Here is a 17689-nt window from a genome sequence, read left to right as displayed (position 1 = left end):
TCGTCATCGGTGCCGCTCACCTGCGGCCCCTCGTTGCCCGCCGCGTCCACCGCCGAGACGGTCAGGGCGTGCGCCCCGCTCGCCAGGGCGCTTTCCGGGGTCCAGCTCCAGCTGCCGTCCACGTCCACCGCCGCGCTGCCCACCAGCTGCCCAGCGTCGTAGATATTGACGTGGTCGATATCCGCCGTCGCCTGGCCAGAGTAGGTCGGGCGTGCATCGTCGGTCACCCCGCCGTCCGGGATCGGCCCGGTAACCGGGCCGACGTCATCGAGCAGGCTGATGGAGTCAATAACGATGCCTGAGGACTGGTTGTCAGGCGCCGAGGTGTCCACGGTAAAACTCCAGCCGTCGTCAGCGGTGCCGCTCGCGCGCGGCCCTTCGTTGCCCGCCGCGTCCACCGCTGAGACCGCCAGCTCATGCGCCGAGCCGTCCGTCAGATCCTGCTCCGGGGTCCAGCTCCAGCGGCCGCTCTCGTCCACCGTCGCCGTTGCGATCAGCTCATTGTTGTCGTAGATATTGACGTGATCGATATCGGCCGTTGCCTGGCCGGAGTAGGTTGGGCGCGCGTCGTCAGTCACCCCGCCGTCCGGGATCGGCCCGGTAATAGTGCCGACGTCATCGATCAGGCTGATGGAGTCGATAACGATGCCAGAGGTCTGGTTGTCAGGTGCAGAGGTGTCGACGGTAAAGCTCCAGCCGTCGTCAGCGGTGCCGCTCGCGCGTGGCCCCTCGTTGCCCGCCGCGTCCACCGCCGAAACCGCCAGGTCGTGCGAGGAGTTGTCTGCCAGATCCTCGTCCGGCGTCCAGCTCCAGTGGCCGTTCTCGTCCACCGTTGCGGTGCCAACCAGGCTGCCGTTGTCATAGATATTGACGTGATCGATATCCGCCGTGGCCTGGCCGGAGAAGGTCGGACGTGCGTCGTCAGTCACTCCGCCGTCTGGGATTTCGCCGGTGATGGGCCCGACGTCGTCAATCAGGCTAATAGAGTCGATAATAATGCCGGAGTCGATATTATCCGGCGGCGTGCCGTCGGCCGGGCCGTTAATGATAATCGTGCTGCTGTTGCCCGCCTCGTCGGTGGCCGTCACCTCGACATTCTCGGCATCGACGCCCGCCGGGTTCGGCTGAATGCTCCAGTTGCCGTCCGCGTCCGCCACGGTGCTGGCGACGGTGTCACTGGCTGGATCGGTCACCACCACCACCGCGCCCGGCTCGGCGGTGCCCGCCAGCTCCTCTTCGGTGTTGGTGTTAACCACCGGCGCCGGCGTGCTGGTGTCTACGGTGAAGCTCCAGCCGCCGTCAGCGGTGCCGCTTGCGGTCGGGCCTTCGTTACCCGCCGCATCCACCGCCGAGACGTTGAGATCGTGCGTGGAGCCATCGACCAGATCCTGCTCCGGCGTCCAGCTCCAGCGGCCGCTTTCGTCGACCGTCGCCGTACCGATCAGCTCACCGTGTCATAGATATTGACGTGATCGATATCGCTCGTCGCCTGGCCGGAAAAGGTCGGGCGCGCGTCGTCGGTGACGCCGCCGTCGACGATTTCACCGGTGATGGAGCCGACATCGTCGGTCAGGGTTATGGAGTCAATAATGACGCCAGAGGTGATATTGTCTGGCGCCGTAGTGTCTGGACGCGAGGCATCCGTGGGTGGTGAGATATTGCCTGCGGGATCGACCACCACAACGGTAACGTCGCTATCGCCTTCGTTGACGGGATTAGGCTGAACGCTCCAGTCGCCGTTTTCATCGACGTCAACGGTAACCGTCTCGCCCGTTTCGCCGTCGGTAATGATAACCGTGGCGCCCGGTTCAGCCCTACCCGCCATTTGCTCATCGGTGTTGATATCGATGATGGCCGCGTCTGGCGGCGTGCTGTCGATATACTCATCCGTCAGGCTGGCGCTGTTGCCGGCGTCATCGATCACAGTCACCGTGATGGTGCCGTTCGGCTGTGAAGAAGGTGCCTCAATCGACCAGTTGCCTTCGCTGTCGGTTTGCGTCTCGATCTGCGTGCCGTCAGGCAGTTGAATAACGATCTGCGAGTGAGGGCTGTTTGATGTTCCGGAAAATTCCGGCCGACCGTCATTATCCAGGTCGGTATGGGGATTAAGAGTTACGGTCAGCTTTGTTGGCTCAGCGTCATCGCCTCCACCGCCGCCCTGCGAGGCGGCAATAGCAATGCCGGCCGCGCCGGCGGCACCGCCCAGTAGCAGAAAGGGCAGCCAGCCAAAGCTGTGATCGTTTCCGGCCAGCGGATCGGCGCTGGGGTAGCCTGCGTCGCCCAGCACCAGCTCACCGCTTTTACCCTCGGTAAGCGCAGGCGTATATTCCGCGACGTCGCCTGAGGTAGGGATATATTCGTAATAGTAGCCATTTTCGCCAGGACCGACTAAATGCACATTGTCGTTGTCGTAATACTCTTCCAGCACCACGTCAGGGTGTTCGAAATCATCCTCGCCGATGACCAGCAATAAATTATTGCCGACACGCTTCGTCATCACCATTTGCGGCGCATGACCGGTTGCGCTGTCGATAAGTTCAATATTGAACGCGCCCTGATGCGGGACTTTAATGGTTGTAGTTTGTTCAGTTTCGGTATTAACGGTAAAAGAGGAAACGATCCCCTTAACACTGCGCATATTTATTTTAAGCATAACAGCCTTCTTAATTCACGAAGAGGGTTTAACTGATTAAATTAATGAAGTGAACGCGTTGATTTTTTAACGCCATACACCTCAACATCCACGCTTCTTCGATATTTCAGGCAAGCCTGATCGTCATAGCGACGAGAAGAAATGTCGTGGCAGTTTTTAAGATCCCTGCCTTCTGCCTGATAGACCGGCGCGTTAATCTCGGAGTTGACCAGCCAGGTCGCCACGGTGTTGGTGCGCATTTGCGAAAGCGGATGCTCGAGCGTTAGTATTTCATCCACTTCGCTGTGGTTTCTGACGACGAGTTTATCGATCTGATAAAATTCGTTTTCAATGGTTTTCACCAGATCCGCCAGCACGTCATTGCCGGGTTCGCTTAATTCCATGCCGTGCCCCTGCTGGCTGACGTAGAGCTTATCGGGGCTGATGCTGTAGATCACTTCCGGGCAATCGCGCTCTTTGATTACGCGCGACAGCGTACGCTGCTGCAGATTCAGGCGCATCAGCGCGCTTTCCGCTTCAGATTTTGGCGCCCAGCGCGTGGCAATTTTTCCCTGCGCGTCTAATGTCACCTCAAGGTAGTAGCGCTCGCCGATATCCAGCTCAGGCGAGACCCCGCGCGCCACGCCGGGGCGCGCATAGCGATGCTGACTGAGCTGGCCCACGCTGACGTTAAAGGTTTTTTTACCCGGACAGAGCGCCAGATCGACCGCGCGATCCTGCGGCAAAACGCTGGTGTGATAACGGTCATTGATAAAGACGTTGAGCACGCTACTGGCGGAGGGCGAGGCGGCAATATCACTGCGATAGACAATAATATGCGCATGCGTTTCCAGCGCCTGCCAGTAGCGGCTGCTGGTGGGCAACGTGATTTCCCTGGAGGAGATAACCGGGCTATGCGCCGTTGTCGCGGCGGCATAATGGCTAAAAATATAGCTTAATAACACGGCCAGGATACCAGTAACTATCCCCACCACAACTTTGCGCGATATAACAAGGCTGGGGGGATGTCGTTGGGGACTGTTATTCATATGTTTCTCTCACAAACATGAATTAAAAAAATAACGGATGCGACATCTGAATGAACGGTAACGCACCGACTATTGCCGGAGGATCATCTTTATAATTGTGCGCTTTAACGTGAACGCGTAATCAGAAGGCGTTTTTTTCTTCCACCACCCCCTTATATAACTCAAGTAAAGTCAGATCGTTCAGAAAGGAATAAAATTCTTTTTCTCCTTTGAGATCGAATTTTTTCATTACGTTATACTTATGCGCATAGATCGTTTTTATCGAGAGATCCAGACTCTGCGCTATTTGACGAACTGATTTTCCTTTTTTGAGAAAGCTCAATACCTGCAGCTGCACCAGCGAAATGCGTGAATAGCTACACCCCACGCAGTCAGAGGGCAGATAGGTTTTTGTGCCTTCATCCTGTGCTTTGAGCCATGCGCGCGCAATTTTGTCTCTTACCTGCCTGATGGTTTCTTTGCGGCCAATAACCGTTAGCGCCTGATAGCAGACCGGCAGGATTTCCGATTTGAAGTCATTAGCGCTTTCGGTAAAAACCAGCAATAAGCTGCCGGGCTTACGGAAACGATAAGCTGGCTGACACATAAACAGCCGCCACTGCGAAACGTTAATAATGTTCAGGTCCGCCTGTTGCAGGCTATGAGCGTGCGCACCCGTGAGAAAGGTCACGCGGGCGCCAGGCAGCATTAACTCTTTGAGGATCTCAGCGATGCCCAGCCTGAAGTAATAATTTTCATCCATGCAAACAATTTTCACTTCCATGACGGCTTTCCTTTCGTCGCCCGGCAGGATCTATTCCACAGGAAAAGCGTTAGCTGAATTTGCCATTTACCAGCTCCAGTTCGCCTTTCTCTTTCAGCTCTTTCAGCACCCGACAGATCGAGCTTTTTGAAAGATGAGAGCTATGCTCGATCAGATAAAGTGCGGAAAAGCGTTTTTTTAGATGCGGCGGTAGCTTTGTCCAGCGCGCGATCAATGACAGCACCTCATCGTAGGAATTTCCCTTCGGCAGCTGGATATAGCTCATCAAATCGGAATCGTGACCCGATACAATCGACATAGCATCGTTAAACAGATCTTTCTCAAACACTAATTGCCAGAAGGTGTCGTAATCGATAAAGCTCACTTTGCCGTAGTCTATTCTTTCCAGATAGACTGGAGGATCCTCTAACGCAGGCGTGACGCCGACCACAAAGGGGGCAGAAATAATATTTAAGACTTTATGCCCGTTTTTCAGCTTAAGCAGAAAATCGCCGTCCAGGATAAACATTACCCGGCGAACGTTATCTTTACTCAGATGATAACGGCGTTTACCTCGCGAGATTTCATCGGGGCCAGCAATCTGGGTATAACCCGCCAGCGCATCGATAATTCGCTCATGATTTTCAGTCACTCTGTACATATTAGTTAACTCAATCAAACTGACATTCGCAGCCAGTAATTAGCTTCAACGATGATGAAAAATCCCTCTTTTCACGCTTTACGTCACTTTCCCTGGTTCGTTGAATGTTGCTTTCTGGCTACCTCCTGTGTTTCGTCTTGTAGAAAATCAGTGAACGGACGAGCTATATTAAGTAGGTTCAGAAGAATTTCAATCCCACTACGGGAGCGAAATCAGCACGAAATACAGCAAAAAATTTTCACATCAAAATTTAACGCTATATACACACCACCTTTTCAGTCACTTCGACTAAAAAATGGAATTTTCATGATCGCTAATATCTATTTTCCTAAAAAAAGAATTAATACCCGCCAAATCGGCATACTTGTTAAGGCTGCGCATTTGTTTAATAAAAAATAAACCATTAAACCTATAATGCTACACACGCATCCTCATTAAGGAATAGATGTTGCTTTTTAAAATTCCATCTAACGCTCGCGTCAACTGACACAGGCAACTTTACTGAATTGTCTCAAAATAGACAGTTAAATATAAAACAACCATCTATTTAGTTTTTTATGCCGATATTTGCCTTCTAAAAAGGATAAAAAACCAGATGCAATTTTCCTTTCTTTTATGCCAGATTGCCCGATAACAGCCAACACGTTTACATTCTTTTTTACCAAAAAACAGGTCATCCAGCGCTTTATCACCTGACTGCAACATCAGTTAGTGCATCCTTTAAAAGCCCCCGCTAACAGAGCAGACTTCTTTTCCTGTTTGATAAGGTAATACTAAAAATCGAAAATAAACTATAGGACACAAGACAAAAAAATCATAAAAATATGTAGTTGATGAATACTCAAGTTAAATACATGTTATGTCAAAAAGGCGAAATACAAGCAATTACCTGATAATTATCATTATGGCTTTTTTGCTATTTAACTTCCTCTGACAAATTCATCAAATAAGCACAATCCTAATCAGTAAATTTGCAAAAACTAACCAGAGGAAAATCCTCAAATGAGAATATTAACGCCATATGAAATAGAGCATGTTTCTGGCGCAGGCCTTTTTGATTTTGTCGGTTCAGTCGTGATCGGCGCCGTCGCAGGCATAACCGCTTTTGGTCTTAAATGGGCGATGAGCGGTGGCAGCACCGGAGGCATTATAGGCGCAGGCGTGGTTGGCGGCGCAGGTGGTTTAATCGTTGGGGCGGTAGTTGGTCTGGTTGACGGCGCGCTTTATGGCGCCATTAATGGCTGGAGCACCACATCATCATGGTTCAATAAAATTGTCGAAAATCAGCTTGACCTCAATGCTGATGTAATTACAGGCTAAAAACCCGTGGATATAACACTAATGCCTATTTAAATCTTCAGGGGATGAACATTATTAATTCTTGTTTTTGTATCGTGAATTGTTTATTGCCTGAAATTGAAGCTGAGACCCTCTATCCTGATAACAATGCGCCAGCGCAGCCGGTAAGCGGCTTAGATCGCTGAGCCTTACTGGAAATTCAAGCTGCATTTGCTCCTGATGCTGTGATTTTTTCTGGGAAGGTTTTTTCCAGAGAAGCAACGATGAGTAAAAAGCTCAGGCTGAATGACTCATCACACAGGTAAGTTCGTCATTACATTTATACAAAGGAAAGTATATGAAAAAGGTTTCTGTATTAGCACTCAGCCTGATGGCTGCGGCTTATATTTCTGCTGCTCAGGCCTCAGACGGCACGGTTACGTTTACCGGCCTGATTAAAAGCCAGACCTGCACGGCTAACTCTCCCGTGGTTGTTCTGCCAGAGCTGGGTACTGGCGCATTGACAACGGCCGCGCAGGTTGCGGGTGCGATGGATTTCAAAATTAGTTTGACCGACTGTTCGCCCGCCACGGGAAACGTCTATGCCTATTTTGAACAGGGCGCCAACGTAAATGCTAATGGCCGTCTGAATAATACCGGCGCGGCAACCAATCTTGATCTGCAGCTGCTGGACAGCGCGAAGAGTCCAATTAATATCGGCAGTGCCGATCAGACTTCCTCAGCAACGACCGTTCCGCTGACGAATGGTCAGGCCTCGCTGTCCTATTCGGCGCAGTATTACGCCACCGGACCGGTGACGGCAGGTTCTGTTGCTTCATCAGTGACGTTTTCCATTGTTTATCTTTAATTAATTAAGGTAAGGGCCTTGCCCTCACCTCTTTTTCTGCACGCCCACACTATCGGCTTATGAAACAAATTATTTGTCATCTCATTGCGGCGCTGCTGAGCGCCTGTCTTTTTTCATCGTCTGCCTTAGCTGGCATCACGATTACCGGCACGCGTATTATCTATCCGGCCGCTGAGAAAGAGGTCACTGTGCGCCTGAATAATCGCGCCGATCGGCCCGCTCTGGTTCAGGCCTGGATTGACGACGGCGACGCCCATCAGGCACTGGATAAAATTGATGTGCCCTTTGTTTTGCTGCCGCCGGTCAGTCGCGTAGAGGCGCATAAAGGGCAGACGCTGCGCCTCATTTACACCGGTCATAACCAGGCCGCGACGAAGGAGTCAGTTTTCTGGCTCAACGTACTGGATATTCCACCAACAGATAAAAAGCTGGCGGGTAAAAATCAACTGCAAATGGCGCTGCGGAGCCGCATCAAAATTTTCTTTCGCCCCGGCTCGTTAAGCGAGGAAGGCGCGAAACAGGCGGCGGCTGGCCTGATCTGGCGTAAGGGCAGCAAAAGCGACCGGCTGACGGCAAGCAATCCTTCGCCCTACTTCGTCAATGTATCGCGGGTAACCGTTGACTCGCTCTCAGGGCGCCAGCTCACCACCCAACGCGGCGAGATGCTGGCGCCCGGCGCCACCCAGGAATTTACCCTGCATGGCGGAGCGTTAACCCAGATTAAACCCGATATTCATTATCAGTACCTGGATGATTACGGCGCGGCACGCAGCGTTGATAGCCAGCTTACTCAGTAGTTTTTTCAGGAAACCGTCAAAGATGGCATCTACAGCCTCCTCATTTCAGCCTACAGGCAGAGGCCTTCGTCGCTCTTTTTTTACGCTGTGTCTTACCGCCGCGGCCGCTTCATATGGCGCTGACGATAGCTATGACTTTAACGACGAGTTCGTCAGAAATATGCCCGGCGTAAAAATCGACGTTTCACGCTATGCAAAGGGCAATCCTGTCGATCCGGGGATCTATACGCTGGATATTTATCTCAACGGACGCCAGCTAGGCCGAAACACTGTCCGCGTAATACCTGACAAAGACGGGACTAAAGCCTGTTTGTCATGGGATCTGGTGAAAAGCCTGGCGATAAAAGAGAGCGTCATCACTGACCAGCAAGCAGAGAGATTGCGCGCGGCGGAGGAGTGCCTGTCGCTCGAAGAGGTTGTTAAGGGCAGCAACGCGACCATCAACAGTGGTGATATGCAGCTGGATATTGCTATTCCACAAATTTATCTGGCGCGCGCCGCGCGCGGTTATGTCTCGCCGGCGTTCTGGGAGCGTGGCGAAAACGCTTTTACCCTTAACTACACCACTAACTACTATCGGGCAGTGCGGCGCGACGAGGAGTCTCACTCTTTTTACGGCCGTGCGCTGGCAGGCTTTAATATCAATGGCTGGATGTTGCGTCATGACGGCGCGCTTAGCTGGCAGCGCCAGCGCAATAGCGAGCTTCATCATTACGATAATATTAACAGCTACGTTCAGCGCGATATTACCGCTATCAGGTCGCGTCTGCTGCTGGGTGAAGGCAACACCAGCGGCGAGATATTCGATACCCTCTCCTTTCGCGGCGCACAGCTTTCGACCGTCGATCAAATGTGGCCCGACTCACAGCGTGGATATGCACCGGAGATCCATGGCGTGGCCCGCAGCAATGCGCAGGTTACCGTGAGGCAAAACGGCAGCAAAATTTTTGAGACCACGGTGCCTCCCGGCGCTTTCAATATTAACGATCTCTATCCCACGGGCTACGGTGGTGATCTGGACGTCACCATTCAAGAGGCCGACGGCAGCGAAACCCGCTTTACCGTGCCTTTTGCGGCAATCACACGTCTGAAACGGCCAGGGATGACCTACTACACCCTAACCGGCGGCGTATCGCGTCGGGAGAATCTGGTTTACACCCCTGCCCTGTATCAGGCAACCTTACAGCACGGCATAAGTAACAGCCTGACCGGCTATGCCGGCGTGCAGGGATCGGATAATTATCAGTCGCTGCTATTAGGCGGCGCGTTTGGCTTGCCGATTGGCGCCATTTCGCTGGATATTTCCCATGCAAAAACCGCTTATGGTGGTCAAACCGCTCGGGGAATGAGTTATCGCGCTACCTACAGCAAGAAATTGTCGCTCACCAATACTAACCTGACGATAGCTGCCTGGCGCTTTTCCACCTCGGGATATTACAGCTATAATGACGCCATTCAGATTAACAACCATTATAAAAAGAACGGTAATAAAAAACGCAGCTATCTCTCCCGGCCGAAAGAACGTTTTTCCGTTACCGCCAGCCAAAATTTTGGCGATTCATTTGGCAATCTCTATCTTACTGGTTTTGCTCAGAACTATTGGGATAATAGCGCAGCGAATACCCAGTTCCAGCTTGGCTATACCCATGCTTACAAACAGATATCCTATACATTCTCCGCCAACCGATTATTATATTCCACCGGCGGACAGGATACTCAGCTATCACTTGATGTTTCATTACCCCTGGGAAATAGCGCAAAAAATTATTTTACTGCCAACGCCGCGCATAATAAAGATGGCATTACTACGCAAACGTCAGTGAATGGTATTTCAGGCGATCATAATCAATATAATTATAATATCAGCGCCTCTCGTGATGTGGATAAACGTTATTCTGGTTCGGTAAGCGGACAATATCGCTCGCCTTATAGCACCTTATCACTCTCTCATACGCAAGGAAGCCGATATCACACTACCTCTGCGGGCGCCAGCGGCGCCGTGGTCGCTTTATCCGACGGCATGGCGTTCAGCGCCTATCAGTCTAAAACCTATGCGGTGGTTAAAGCCGCAGATGCAGGCGGCGCGCACGTGGTCGGTTATCCGAATATCGTTTTAAATAAGCAAGGTCTGGCCCTTGTGCCAAATCTTAATCCCTATCGCATCAATGAACTGGCAATTGATCCCAAGGGAATCGATCTTGATGTCGAGCTTGACGCGACACAACAGCGCGTTATTCCCGTGGAAGGCGCCGTTGTGAAGCTGAATTACCAGACCCGCAAAGGAAAATCGTTATTAATTCGCGCCAGACAGGCCGATGGAAACGTATTGCCTTACGGCGCGTCGGTCCAAGATGAAAAGGGCAATAAGGTGAGCACCGTATCGCAGGGCGGCCAGATTTACCTTCGACTGGATAAAGAGATCAATCAGCTGCAGGTTTCCTGGGGAGATCGTTCTGCCGAACGCTGTCAGCTGAATCTCGATCCTGACACGCTGGCATCCAGTGAAAAGTCCGCACTGATAAGCGTCACTGTGCTGTGTTATGGCACTCAGCCTCAGACGGTTGATTACGCGTCCACCAGCGCGGGCACGGTCGGAAAACAGGGATGAACGGGCAATGAAGATGATATTTAATTCTGGCAGTAACCGGTTTTCGCAGCTGATTGTGGTGGTGCTTTTCGCCGTCTCAGTGTTTGCTTTGACGGCAACGCACGCCAGCGCCGCCGATGGCGTTACCCTGAACTGTAAAAAAGACAAGAGCGATGCCGCGCTGGATTTCAGCACCCTGGGGCTGCACATTTCGCCCTCGGTTCCCGTCGGCACCGTGCTCTACAGCGGCAGCGTAACCGTGACTTTTCTCTGCGCGCTGAATAATCTCCTGCAGTATTCTGATGGACTTACCAGCGAAGTCTTTTTTAAACGTCAGGCGATTGCAGAAGGTGCGCTGGGCTATGGGCTGACGCTCTATACCGGCTATGGCGGCGATCTCTCTACTGAACCCGCCAGCATCCCAACCGGTCAAATAGTGAGCACCTTCGCCTATACCAGCGGCGGCACTATCGGTCGCTATACGACGATCTCGCTTACGGTGCCTTTTGAAATTGTCAGAACCTCTTCCTCTATGGCCGCCTCTACCCTTTTGCCCAGCTATGTCAACGTCTTTAACGTGGGCTCTTACGTCAAGGGCAGCGACCTCAAGTTCTACTTCACCAATATTAAACAGGCGATCGCGGTAACAGACGAAACTTGCAAGGTTGCCAGCGATACCAACCAGACGGTTACGCTAGGCAGCTATACCGCCAGTGCTACCAGCGGTCTGGGATCGGGCCCGGGACAGAGCAGCGAGATGACGCCTTTTACCATCAACCTCAACTGCGAAGCGCTATTGTCCGGCCAATTTAACGTGATGATGCAGTTCGATGGCGTAGCCGCCAGCGGTTATTCCGACGCCGGGGTACTGGCATTAAACGCCGCGTCGACCGCCAGCGGCCTCGGCGTGCAGCTAATGAACGAGAGTCAGCAGCCGCTCAGTCTGGGCTCGCCTTTTCACGTGGCCTCTTATCCGCTGGCCAGCGCGTTAATCAGCGTACCGCTGTATGCGCGCTACTACCAGATAGCCGATACGGTCACTCCCGGAAGCGCCAGTGCGGTCGCGCAGTACACCATTAGCTATCAGTAGCAGTCAGGGCGTCTGCACTGTTTTATCTGTTTTTGTTAAATAAGGAGTTATCAGAAGGTATGCCACAGAATATAAGGATGCTACGGGTTGGTGTATCTGACGAGAGCCCGTTTATGGTGTGCGCGGTGGAATCTACGCTGGCGGCTGAATTAACCCATCATCAAATCAGCGCCTGCCCGGCTGATACCGGCCATCTGTTAATCAGCCTAAAAGAGGAGCCGCTGGATATTTTGATCACCGATTTTACCTTTCATCTGGAGCGTCACGATTTGAACGGCGTCAGCAAGCTCGAGGAGATACACCGCCAGCTTCCCAGGCTCGCCATTATTGTACTGACCGCACAAACCAACCCGGCGATTTTGAAAAAAGTGATGAAGATACCGGTCAACGCCATTGTCAGTAAACGCGACGATCGACGGGAGCTGATTAAGGCGTTTCGCTGGGTTTGCTCGGCCACCCACGGCACCTTTTATTCTGAACAGGTAAAACCCCTGACGCAGGCGGCGTTAGCGGAACCCGTAAGCGCATTACTCTCGCCGTCGGAAATTGAAGTTATCCGGCTTTTTGCCATGGGTTACAGCCTGATGGATATAGCCAAAGCGCGCAAGCGCAGCGTCAGTACGGTGGCCACGCAAAAATATAATGCGATGCGCAAACTGCAGCTGCAGTCGAATGCCGATCTCATTAAATATGTCTTCGCTCAGGAACTGATTTAATCCGGGCGTTATGCAGTGAATAACATGAACATGCAAACTTTCAGCTATCTATGGCTGGCGCTGCTTTGCCTGCCTGTGTCTTTGTATGCGACAACCTTACAGCAGGCAGCACAGGCGGCGCTCGCTCATGATTCTGTCTGGCAAGCCAGCCGGCAAACCAGCGAGGCGGACAAACAAAAAAGGTGGCAAGGGCTGTCAGGCATGCTGCCTTCGCTGACGCTAGAGAGCAGCTGGGATCGCCAGCAGCAGCCGGATAAAAAATATCAGAGCGGTGTCACGTCCCACAGCTATGGCGTGCAGCTCAGTCAGCCGCTGTTCGACATCAGCAAATACGCCGGCTGGCGCAAAGGCGCCGCCATCGCCGCCACGGCTGAGGCGCAGATGCGTCAGGCGCAAGAGAAGCTGCTGGCCGCCGTGGCGAACGCTTACTTTAGCGTGCTCTATCAGCAGGAGGTGCTGCGGGCGGCACAGACGGCCACCAGGCAGTTCGCTCAGCAGATGAAGCAGCTGCGCGCCGGTGCAGAAAATGGACTTAATACGCGGATCGAAGTGGATGAAGCCAGCGCAAATTACGCCATCGCTCAGGCGAAAGAGATTGAAGCCAACAGTCAGCTGCTGCTGGCAGGCGAAGCGCTGCAGCGTTTATCGGGTCTGAACAGTGTCGCGCTGGAGCCGGTAGACTTTCGCTGTCTGAATGCGCTGCCCTACCCTTCTCTCGCCGACGCGCTGATGGCCAGTCAGCAGCGCAACAGCGAGATCAGACTGGCGACATCCCACAGTGCGCAGGCGGACGCCGATGTGCTGGCGGCCAACGGCGCGCATCTGCCAGCGGCGTCGCTTTATGCCCGCTACGGCAAGAACTGGAGTCGCAGCGATAACAGCGACAACCTTCTCTACGATGCTATCTTCGGCACCAGCACGAAAACCAGCAATCTGCAGTATGGCGTCAACGTCTCGATGCCGCTGTTCGCGGGCGGTAGTCAGCTTTCGCAATCCTTTGAAGCGGCGCATCGCCGCGAAGCCGCCAAATACTCGCTGCAAGAGGCGCAGCGTAAGGCAGCAGAGGAGACGCGCGCCGCCTGGCTGGGGCTGACTAACGGCAGCGCATTAATCGATGCGCAAAACCATGCGGTCGACGCCGCGCGCGCAAAAGTAGTTTCTGTGCGCTATGGCCGCGAACTGGGATTTCGCACCGTTAATGATGAGATGGAGGCGCAGCAAAAATATTTCGCCGCGTTACAGGATCTGGCGGCGGCGCGTCTGAACTACCTCAGCGCCCTTGTCAGCCTGGCGCAAAGCACCGGCGCGCTGTCGCTGGCCGCGCTGCACGACTTCCAGTGCCGCTAACCTCCCCTGAATGATGAAGACCTAATGGAACAGCCTCTATTTCGCCAGCAGGCGCTCGACGCGGCCAACCGCGGCAGCTCAGGCAGCGTCGCGCTCTACTGCCCGCCCTATCGCTGGCTGCTCATCAGCGTGGTGATGTTTATTACGACGGCGACCGGCCTGTTATTTATTTTTGGCAGCTATACCCGATATGAATCTTCTGTCGGCGAGCTGCTGCCAAAGAATGGCATGGTCATCGTTCCTCCGCCGGTCAGCGCCACCGTTATCGATATCCCGGTTCAGGAAGGCCAAAAGGTCGAGCAAGGCGCGGTGCTGATGGTGCTCTCAGCGGAGGTCTCCACGCAGCTGGGACAGACGCGTCAGGTGGTTGCCGAGAATCTTGCCGCGCAGCGCGCCCGGCTTCAGCAGGATCTGCACAGCCTTAGCAGGCGGCATGACGTTGAGATGCAGGGGATCAAAGAGACGATCAGCGGACTGAAACAGCAGCAGGCGCAGCTCGGGCGCCAGCTGGCGCACCGGCAAAAGCAGGTTGCGCTGGCGCAAGCGCAGCTCAGTAAACTCAGCGCTATGCACGCTCAGGGTTACGCCTCTCGTCGCCAGCTGGAGGAACAGGAGTCGACTCTGCTCGACAGCCAGGCTCGCTATCAGGATGAGCAACGGCAGGCGATTGAGATCCAGCAAAGAGTCGCGCAGGCACAACAGCTGCTGCGTGAGAAGCCGCTTGATGCAGAGAAGAAGCGTAACGATATTGAACGCCAGCTGGCGGATAACCACCAGTCAACGGCGGAAAATGAAGCGCGTCGCGCCTTTGAGCTGCGCGCACCAAAGAGCGGCTACGTCGCCATGATGATGGCAAAAAGCGGTCAGACGTTAAGTGCCGGCCAGTCAGCCGTGGCGATCCTGCCCGGCGACAGCGAACTGGTGGCCCGTATTATGGTAAATACAAGCGCTGTAGGTTTTATCCAGCCCGGCCAGCGCGTGGTGTTGCGCTATAAAGCTTTCCCCTATCAAAAATTTGGTCAGCACTACGGCAAGGTCATCGACGTGTCGCGAGCAGCGCTTTCTCCTCAGGAAGTGGCCCTGATCACCGGGCACAGCCCTGTTCAGGAACAGCAGTATCGCGTGCTGGTGGCGCTGGATAAGCAGACCATTCAAGCCTACCAGCGCAGCGAGCCGCTCAGGCCCGGCATGGCGCTGGAGGCGGACTTTATTGTCGACAAACGTCGTCTTTACCAGTGGGCACTGGAACCCTTGTACGCGCTGGGACATAAAATTTCGCTCTGATTAAAAGGTCTGCTCCGTGTTGCTACTTGAGAAGCTCAACTTCAGCTGGTTTAATCGCCTGCCTTTAATCCGTCAGTCGCAGGCGACAGAGTGCGGCCTGGCCTGCCTCGGCATGATCGCCCATTATCACGGTCATGAAATCGATATGATCGGGCTACGCGGGCGGTTCACCACGTCGCTAAAAGGCGCCACGCTGGCCGACATTATCAGCGTGGCGCAGCAGCTTCATCTGCAATCGCGCGCGCTGCGCATCGAACTGGATGAACTGTCGAAACTGCGTCTTCCCTGCATACTGCACTGGGAGATGAATCACTTTGTGGTGCTAAAGCGAGTAAGCGGCAAAAAAGTAATCCTGCACGATCCGGCGCGCGGCATTCGGGAAGTTCCGCTAAAGGAGGTGGCCTCCGCCTTTACCGGCGTGGCGCTCGAACTGCTGCCCTCGGCAAGCTTTGCCCCGAGACAGGAAAAGGTGCGCATTTCGATGCGTAAGCTGATCGGCAGCGTTACCGGCGTCCGTTCCGCTTTCGTCCAGGTGCTGATTTTATCCATTGCGCTGGAGCTGTTTGGCGTGCTGTCGCCCTTCTTTATGCAGTGGGTCATGGATATGGTGCTGGTGTCAGCAGACTACGCTCTGCTAAATCTGTTGGGCATCGGCTTTATTATGATTGCGCTGTTCCAGACGCTGATTACCGCCCTGCGCTCCTGGGTAATGAGCTGCTTCTCCAGCCAGCTAAGCGTGCAGTGGACCAGCAACGTCTGCCATCACATGCTAAAACTGCCGCTGGACTGGTTTGAAGCGCGCCATGTAGGCGATGTGCTCTCCCGCTATGGATCGCTAAACAGCATCCAGAGCACTCTCACGACGCGCTTTATCAGCACGGTACTGGATGGCGTGATGTCGATCGTCACCGTGGTGATGCTTTGTATCTACAACGTGCCGCTCACCTCGCTGGTGATAGCGCTGTTCATTGCCTATGCCATGCTGCGTTTTACCGCTTTCGACCCGATGCGCCGCGCCAGTGAAGAGCAGATTATCAGCGCAGCCCGCACCCAGTCATCGCTGCTGGAAACCCTGCGCGGCATTCAGGCGATCAAAACCCATAACAAGCAGATGCCGCGTCTTGCCGCCTATATGAATTCTTTGGTCGACAGCACTAACAAAAGCATCGTGATGGAGAAGCTCACTATCCTGTTTGGTTCGGCGCAAGGTTTGCTGACGTCTGTTGGTCGCGTCGTGCTGGTATGGCTGGCGGCGCTTCAGGTTCTGAACGGCCACTTCTCGGCTGGTATGCTGACCGCGTTTATCAGCTTCGCCGATCAGTTTATCAGCCGCGGCGCCGGTCTCATTAACGCCATTATCGATTTCCGCATGCTGCGCATGCACGGCGAGCGGCTGGCAGATATCGTACTTTCCGAAACCGAGCCCAGGCATGAAGGCGATGCTAATCCGTTCGAACCAGAGCCAGCCCATCAGGATATCGTCCTGAACGCAGTCAGCTTCCGTTACGCTGCCGCCGACCCATGGATTATCGAGGACGCCAGCCTGACGATAAAAGCAGGCGAAAGCATTGCCATCGTCGGCGCTTCGGGCCAGGGAAAAACCACGCTGGCCAAAATTATCCTTGGCCTGCTGCAGCCGCAGAAAGGCTCGCTCAGCGTTGGCGGCGTCGATATTGCACAAGCGGGTTTAGTGCGCCATCGCAACCGTATCGGCTGCGTAATGCAGGATGATATTTTGTTCTCAGGATCGATTGCCGAGAACATCAGCTTTTTCGACAGCCAGCCTGACTACGCCAGGATCACCCGCGTCGCGCGTCTGGCGCAAATTCACGGCGACATCATGAGGATGCCGATGAACTACCAGAGTCTGGTCGGCGATATGGGCTCGTTCCTGTCGGGCGGCCAGTTACAGCGTCTGCTGCTGGCGCGCGCCCTCTATCGCCAGCCGCAGATTTTGCTGCTGGATGAAGCGACCAGTCATCTGGATCTTCCTAATGAAGCTCAGATTAACGCGGCCATCAGGCGCATGAACATTACCCGCATTATCATCGCTCATCGCCCTGAAACCATCAGAAGCGCCGACAGGATCGTCAGGCTGCGTGACGGGAAACTCAGCGAGACGGCAGCGGAACACATTTTTACTGACACAGCAATGGAGAGAACAGATGGATAAAAGGATGTGTCGCTTTAGCGAAGGGATGATTACGCTGCCGGAAGGATACAGCGAACGCACGCTGAACACCTTCGCCGATCCCAGCGGCAGAGAGCCGCCCATTACTCTGTCGCGCGACAGCCTGGGCAACTGTAACAGCCTCGAGGAGTATATCGCCAGCCAGCTCGGCCTCTTACAACAGCAAACTAAAGGGTGGAGACAGGCGCCCTGCGAAGAGGCGGAGCTAGGTGAAGGTCTGGCAACCGGCGTGATGCTCAGCTATGACTTTCTACGCCCGGATAATCTTCGCCTGTTTCAAAAGCAGGCGCTCTTTACTCTGGACATGGAGCATCTGCTTATCTTCTCACTCTCCAGCCCTTGTGAGCCGACGCAGGCCGACACCCAGCGCTTCAACGCTATCCTGCAGAGTTTCCGCATCGACATTTGAGAACGTCAGGCGTAAGGAGAAGAAACGCCTGCTTCTCC

15 protein-coding genes are annotated in these 17689 nt (G+C 53.9%); 10 read left to right on the top strand and 5 right to left on the bottom strand.

Annotation, left to right across the window (positions count from 1 at the left end; translation table 11 throughout):
• From B2J69_RS12710 to B2J69_RS12690, 5 genes are all read right to left on the bottom strand, one after another.
• Positions 1 to 1346, bottom strand: a 1346-nt coding sequence (locus B2J69_RS12710; RefSeq protein WP_236722723.1) for an Ig-like domain-containing protein, incomplete at its 3' end; no start/stop codon positions are given.
• A gap of 95 nt (positions 1347 to 1441) precedes the next feature.
• Complete coding sequence (locus B2J69_RS12705; RefSeq protein ID WP_081139667.1) at positions 1442 to 2653, bottom strand: Ig-like domain-containing protein; 1212 nt, start codon at positions 2651 to 2653, stop codon at positions 1442 to 1444.
• Positions 2654 to 2694: 41 nt separating this feature from the next.
• The gene (locus B2J69_RS12700; RefSeq protein ID WP_081139665.1) at positions 2695 to 3516 is read right to left on the bottom strand and encodes a hypothetical protein; all 822 of its coding nucleotides are present in this window, start codon (positions 3514 to 3516) and stop codon (positions 2695 to 2697) included.
• A 286-nt stretch (positions 3517 to 3802) separates the two neighbouring features.
• Complete coding sequence (locus tag B2J69_RS12695; RefSeq protein WP_081139663.1) at positions 3803 to 4444, bottom strand: helix-turn-helix domain-containing protein; 642 nt, start codon at positions 4442 to 4444, stop codon at positions 3803 to 3805.
• A 49-nt stretch (positions 4445 to 4493) separates the two neighbouring features.
• Positions 4494 to 5084 (bottom strand): helix-turn-helix domain-containing protein, encoded by a 591-nt coding sequence (locus tag B2J69_RS12690; RefSeq protein ID WP_081139661.1) that lies wholly within the window; start codon positions 5082 to 5084, stop codon positions 4494 to 4496.
• 1002 nt (positions 5085 to 6086) lie between these two features.
• Between B2J69_RS12690 and B2J69_RS12685 the strand changes: the two genes are divergently transcribed.
• The 10 genes from B2J69_RS12685 to B2J69_RS12640 all read left to right on the top strand — a co-directional run bounded on the left by B2J69_RS12685 (position 6087) and on the right by B2J69_RS12640 (position 17651).
• A complete protein-coding gene (locus B2J69_RS12685) occupies positions 6087 to 6404 on the top strand; it encodes a hypothetical protein (protein WP_081139659.1) in 318 nt (105 codons plus the stop codon).
• 316 nt (positions 6405 to 6720) lie between these two features.
• Positions 6721 to 7230 carry a fimbrial protein gene (locus B2J69_RS12680; RefSeq protein ID WP_081139657.1) on the top strand — a complete coding sequence of 170 codons (510 nt, stop codon included), beginning with the start codon at positions 6721 to 6723 and terminating at the stop codon, positions 7228 to 7230.
• 59 nt (positions 7231 to 7289) lie between these two features.
• Positions 7290 to 8027 (top strand): fimbrial biogenesis chaperone, encoded by a 738-nt coding sequence (locus B2J69_RS12675; protein WP_081139655.1) that lies wholly within the window; start codon positions 7290 to 7292, stop codon positions 8025 to 8027.
• A 22-nt stretch (positions 8028 to 8049) separates the two neighbouring features.
• On the top strand, positions 8050 to 10635 hold the full coding sequence (locus tag B2J69_RS12670) for a fimbria/pilus outer membrane usher protein (RefSeq protein WP_081139654.1): 2586 nt from the start codon (positions 8050 to 8052) through the stop codon (positions 10633 to 10635).
• Positions 10636 to 10648: 13 nt separating this feature from the next.
• Complete coding sequence (locus B2J69_RS12665; protein WP_081139691.1) at positions 10649 to 11704, top strand: fimbrial protein; 1056 nt, start codon at positions 10649 to 10651, stop codon at positions 11702 to 11704.
• 32 nt (positions 11705 to 11736) lie between these two features.
• A complete protein-coding gene (locus B2J69_RS12660; protein ID WP_143806286.1) occupies positions 11737 to 12420 on the top strand; it encodes a response regulator transcription factor in 684 nt (227 codons plus the stop codon).
• Between the two features lie 24 nt (positions 12421 to 12444).
• Positions 12445 to 13767 (top strand): TolC family protein, encoded by a 1323-nt coding sequence (locus tag B2J69_RS12655; protein WP_081139650.1) that lies wholly within the window; start codon positions 12445 to 12447, stop codon positions 13765 to 13767.
• Positions 13768 to 13791: 24 nt separating this feature from the next.
• A complete protein-coding gene (locus tag B2J69_RS12650; RefSeq protein WP_081139649.1) occupies positions 13792 to 15051 on the top strand; it encodes an HlyD family secretion protein in 1260 nt (419 codons plus the stop codon).
• 16 nt (positions 15052 to 15067) lie between these two features.
• Positions 15068 to 17224: a peptidase domain-containing ABC transporter gene (locus tag B2J69_RS12645; protein WP_081139647.1), complete on the top strand. Its 2157-nt coding sequence runs from the start codon at positions 15068 to 15070 to the stop codon at positions 17222 to 17224.
• Positions 17217 to 17651, top strand: a complete 435-nt coding sequence (locus B2J69_RS12640; RefSeq protein ID WP_081139645.1) for a DcrB-related protein — start codon at positions 17217 to 17219, stop codon at positions 17649 to 17651. Before B2J69_RS12645 ends, B2J69_RS12640 begins: the two co-directional genes overlap by 8 nt.
• The last annotated feature ends 38 nt before the right edge of the window (positions 17652 to 17689 follow it).

Source organism: Pantoea latae, assembly GCF_002077695.1.
In the GTDB taxonomy this organism is placed as follows: Bacteria; Pseudomonadota; Gammaproteobacteria; order Enterobacterales; family Enterobacteriaceae; genus Pantoea; species Pantoea latae.
The sequence above is the reverse complement of the archived record's forward strand: the minus strand, read 5'-3'. Positions and strand labels throughout refer to the sequence as shown.